Source organism: Microbacterium sp. BF1 (assembly GCF_019279095.1).
In the GTDB taxonomy this organism is placed as follows: Bacteria; Actinomycetota; Actinomycetes; order Actinomycetales; family Microbacteriaceae; genus Microbacterium; species Microbacterium maritypicum.
The window spans coordinates 1-4,152 of the sequence record NZ_JAGYWT010000210.1; the positions used below are offsets into that span (position 1 = coordinate 1).

Annotated in this window: 6 protein-coding genes and 2 pseudogenes; 4 read left to right on the forward strand and 4 right to left on the reverse strand. The window is 69.5% G+C overall.

Annotated features, from left to right (window positions below):
• Nucleotides 1-124 precede the first annotated feature (124 nt).
• Both KZA10_RS08850 and KZA10_RS08855 read left to right on the forward strand, forming a co-directional pair.
• Complete coding sequence (locus KZA10_RS08850) at nucleotides 125-349, forward strand: DUF3107 domain-containing protein (RefSeq protein WP_017828623.1); 225 nt, start codon at nucleotides 125-127, stop codon at nucleotides 347-349.
• 7 nt (nucleotides 350-356) lie between these two features.
• On the forward strand, nucleotides 357-644 hold the full coding sequence (locus tag KZA10_RS08855) for a hypothetical protein (protein ID WP_017828624.1): 288 nt from the start codon (nucleotides 357-359) through the stop codon (nucleotides 642-644).
• Nucleotides 645-695: 51 nt separating this feature from the next.
• On the opposite strand, the gene KZA10_RS08860 is transcribed toward KZA10_RS08855, so the two are convergent.
• The gene (locus KZA10_RS08860) at nucleotides 696-1,409 is read right to left on the reverse strand and encodes a ferritin-like fold-containing protein (RefSeq protein ID WP_055873269.1); all 714 of its coding nucleotides are present in this window, start codon (nucleotides 1,407-1,409) and stop codon (nucleotides 696-698) included.
• 196 nt (nucleotides 1,410-1,605) lie between these two features.
• Here KZA10_RS08860 and KZA10_RS08865 point away from each other — a divergent pair.
• Nucleotides 1,606-1,758 (forward strand): annotated as a pseudogene (locus KZA10_RS08865) (ATP-dependent helicase); the annotation flags it as partial.
• Here KZA10_RS08865 and KZA10_RS08870 read toward each other — a convergent pair.
• Nucleotides 1,739-1,987: pseudogene (locus KZA10_RS08870) on the reverse strand (Gfo/Idh/MocA family oxidoreductase); the annotation flags it as partial. The pseudogenes KZA10_RS08865 and KZA10_RS08870 sit on opposite strands and share 20 nt — an antisense overlap.
• Nucleotides 1,987-2,292 carry a hypothetical protein gene (locus KZA10_RS08875; RefSeq protein WP_256934628.1) on the reverse strand — a complete coding sequence of 102 codons (306 nt, stop codon included), beginning with the start codon at nucleotides 2,290-2,292 and terminating at the stop codon, nucleotides 1,987-1,989. The pseudogene KZA10_RS08870 and the gene KZA10_RS08875, both read right to left, overlap by 1 nt.
• A gap of 202 nt (nucleotides 2,293-2,494) precedes the next feature.
• Here KZA10_RS08875 and KZA10_RS08880 point away from each other — a divergent pair, with 202 nt between their 5' ends.
• Nucleotides 2,495-2,761 (forward strand): thioredoxin family protein, encoded by a 267-nt coding sequence (locus KZA10_RS08880; protein ID WP_055869933.1) that lies wholly within the window; start codon nucleotides 2,495-2,497, stop codon nucleotides 2,759-2,761.
• A 32-nt stretch (nucleotides 2,762-2,793) separates the two neighbouring features.
• On the opposite strand, the gene KZA10_RS08885 is transcribed toward KZA10_RS08880, so the two are convergent.
• Nucleotides 2,794-4,152 (reverse strand): CdaR family transcriptional regulator (locus tag KZA10_RS08885; RefSeq protein WP_218682685.1); only part of this gene is annotated, 1,359 nt, incomplete at its 5' end.

Sequence of the window (4,152 nt, forward strand, 5' to 3'; positions counted from 1 at the left end):
CGCTCACTCGCGTGACCGCGGCGCGTCCGCCTGTGCGCTCACGGCGAAACCGGGCGCCACCGCCGATCCCGCCCCGTGCTCGCGGGGTAGAGTTGGCGCAGTCCCCGAACTTCAAGGAGCACGCGTGGAAATCCGCATCGGCATCATCAACACCGGCCGTGAACTGAGCTTCGACACCGGCGCAAGCGCGGAAGAAGTCCGCACCCAGGTCGCCGCGGCGCTCGAGCAGAGCGCATCGCACGTGAGCTTCGCCGATGTGAAGGGCAACTCCTACATCGTCCCGACCGCGAACCTCGCCTACATCGAACTGGGCACCGAGGAATCGCGCCGCGTCGGCTTCGTCGCCTGACCCGACGATGTACATCCTCCTCGCACTCATCGGCGCGTGCGCTCTGGGAATCGCCGCGCACTTCCTGATCGGTGACCGTGAGCTGCGCGGAGTCGCACTGACTCCGTCGATCGCGACCGCCGTCTCGGCGATCACGTACACGGCCCTGCAGTGGGCGGGCGTCGGCGAGGACAGCATCTGGCTGTGGCTCGCGAGCGTGCTGGGAGCGCCCATCGTCGCGGCGCTGGCGACCGTGGCGCTCACCAGGCTCCGCAAGCGCTCCGACGCTCAGAACCGGGCAGCGCTCGGCATCTGACACGCCGGGCTCCGCCTGCGAACGGACGGGACGGTTCGAGCGAATCGTCCGCTAGGACGCGAGTCCCATCGCGTCCATGCGCCGGGCGTGCGCGCCCATGAGCTCGGTGTACACGGGCTCGATGCGCTCCTCGTCGACGTCGAGGCGCTCCGGTCGCAGCGCGGAGCGGCACACGAGGATCGTGTCGCCGACCAGACGGCGAGCCCACATCGACAGGAGCGATCGCCACTCCTCGTCGCTCTCGATGGTCTCCTGAACGATGGCGACGATCTCGTGCCGAGCGTCGTCCTCACGGAGGATCTCCGCCACGCGGCGCCCGGTGTCCCCGTAGCTGGAGGCCAGCGCGAGGTAGAAGTCGTCGAGCATCCCGGCGGTGATGTACACCGCCAGCAGCGTCTCCCTGGGGCGCGCGCCGATGGTCTTGCGGCGGAAGGCGTCGAGGTTCTCCCGGAACGGGAGCATCAGCTGCGTCGGGTCGTCCCCGCGCTCGGCGATGAGGTCGACGATTCCTCGGTGCTTGGTCAGAGCGGCTCCGGCGGCGCGCGAGAGCGACTCCTTCTCGGAGAGCTCGGGCGTGGCCCGGATGAGGCGCGTCAGCGTCTCGAAGTAGCCCAGCTGCAGATAGGCGGCCTGACCGAGGAAGCGGTTGAGCTCGGGGGCGAGTTCAGCGAAGTCGATGCGCGTCGTATCCCCCTGATCGCCTCTGCTGCGCAGGGCCAGGGTGCGTCGCGGCGCGTCGTCGCGCTGCCAGAACCACTTAACCACGAGGTCGTCCTCCCGAGTCCACCACGTCGTTCACAATACTCGTGCCGGACCCACCTTCCTGGCCGATACCACCCCTCGGGTAGGCTGGGCGTGTCCCCGCCGTCGGAGCGGGGCCCCGCGCCTGTGGCACAAGAGACGGCGTGGATCCGTTAACGTGGCGATCCCACAGGGTCGCCGGACAGGCAATCTGAATAAAGTGACAACTTTCGCCGATCTCGGCATCGACCAGGACATCGTCGACGCACTCGCCGCCAAGGGCATCGTCGACGCGTTCCCCATCCAGGAGCAGACCATCCCCCTCGGCCTTCCTGGCCAGGACATCATCGGTCATCGACGTGCACGGCCGGGATGGTGAGGTTCACGACGATGTCGATCTCCGGGTCGCCGAGAACCGTGTCGACGCCGCCGGAGCGCGGGACGCCGTACTTCTCGGCCTGCGCCTTGGCACGCTCCTCGAGGAGGTCGCCGATCGCGAGGACGCGCACGTCGGGGAACGTGGTGAGGTTCGACAGGTACTGGTCGCTGATGTTCCCGGCGCCGATGATGCCGACGCCGACGGGTCCTGCACCGATCGCCATCAGCCGGCGACCTTCTCGTCGAGGTAGACCCGGCTGCGCTCGATGGCGTCGAACAGGTCGCCCTCGTAGTGGTCGAACTCCACGATCGCGAGCTCGAGCGCGGGGGCCGCGGCGATGGCCTCGACGAGCGGCACCGAGCCGTCTCCTGCCGGCACCTGATCTGCGGGCGGGTAGGCACCGGCGAGTGCGGGGTCGAGAGTACCGTCCTTCGCGTGCACGGCGATCACGCGGCTGCCCAGACGTCCGAGCAGCGCGACGGGGTCGACGCCGCCACGAGCCACCCAGTACAGGTCGACCTCGAGCACGACGCGCTCGTCGAGGAGACCGGCGAGGATCTCGAGAGGGCTGGCACTCCCCGGCCCCGACGCCGAGCTCGGAAGTCAGAGCTTCGCGGAGTGGCTCGCTGCAGACTAGCGATCCCCCGCTCGGCTCTGTCCCTGGGGAACAGGGCGAGCAGGATGATGGTTGCACCTCTGCGTGGTGCGAGCCGCGTCCGAGGAGGTGTGCATGGAACTGACCCTGGTGTCGTCGTCGTTCTGCGGCGCCTGCGCACGCACGCGGACCGTGCTCGCCGAGGCCGCGCGGTTCCTCCCCGAAGCGACCGTCATCGAGATCGACGTGGCACAGAGCCCGGATGCGGCAGAGGAGCTCGACATCGCGTTCACGCCCACCGTGATCATCCGCGATGATGCCGGTGCGGAGGTGTTCCGCGCCACCGGTGTGCCGACGGTCCCGCAGGTGCTCACCGCCGCAGTGAAGGCCCTCCCGGCCTGACGTCCCGCCACCTCGAGCGAGGTCCGCCCGGCTCAGCGGGGCTGCACCGCGCGACACGCAAGATGCAAGGCGAGGCGCGCCTCCGGATCGGTCATGTCGATCCCGAGAAGCTCCTGAACGCGCCGGATCCGCACCATCACGGTGTTGCGGTGCAGGCCCAACGCGGTCGCGGTCGCGGCGATGCCCGACTCATGGTCGAGATACGCGGAGAGCGTGGTGAGCAGCTCGCCCCCTCCTTCCCGCAGCGGCGCGAGCAAGGACTCCGCAGCGGGGACGAACGTGTCGTTCCCCGTCCACGCAAGCAGGAGCTGTTCCAGCCCGAGGCTGTCGACGCGCACGAACCATCCTGTCGCGGAGCGTGAGGCTGCGATGCGCGCGGCATCCCCCGCTTCGTCCAAGGTCGTGGCGAGGCCTTCCGATCCGCCGTGGAGGGAACCGACGCCGGTCGCGACCGCGAAGTCGCGCAGCGCCCCCAGGTGGAGTTCGCGCAGAGCAGCGACAGCCCTCTCCACACGGTCCGGGTCCGGTGACTCGGGAAAGGTCAGCCACCCGCTCAGTCCTCGACCGGCCGTCGTCGCGTGCGCCTCACCGTCGATGGCGCTGAGTCCCGCGCTGACCGTGCGCAGCAGCGAGAAGGAATCGAGCCGTCCCCTCGCGACCATCCGGAAGCCGAGGTGATGACCCGCGGTGCGCCAGCCGCGCTCGATCATGCGCCGTTCGACATCGGCGTCGGCCGTGCCATGCAGATCGACGAAGTCGCGCAGGAGTCCGGAAGACACCGCGACGTCGTTCACCGCCGCCACCTCGTCGATCAGGATGCGCGCCGCGACTGCAGGCATCGCGACTTCGGCGGCGACCGAGAGCGACTGCACCTGCGCCTCGCTGAGGCCCCGGCCGAAGAGCACGAGCCGCAGACCGCTGCGACCCGGGCTGTCCACACGCACCGATGCGGCCGCGGCGTCGCCGATGCTCGTCCGGTCGAGCCACGAGTCGAACCCGATCGCGGCATGAAGCCGTTCATCGAGAGGGGCGCCCGCTTCCTGCAGCACCCCCGACGAGTCGATCAGTGCGGCGCCGACGCCGAGGTTCGCCGCGATGTGGCCGAGCAGGTCGGCCAGGTCATCGGCGGCGTACTCGAACGACTGGGCGACCTTGCGTACCTGGCTCAGCGTGAGCGCGTCACGAGCCTCGATCAGCATCCAGCAGGCCTTCGCGAGTTGAATCGGCCGCTCGACGTCGAGCAGGCAGAGGCCGATCCGGTCCGCCAGGCGGAACGCCCCCGCATCGAAGGAGCCGGCACCGGCGAGGGCCAGTCCGGTGTATCCACGGTCACGCAACCGGCGCAGCAACGCGTCCTGCTGCCAGGTCGAGGTCGGACGCCCCGCCGTGAG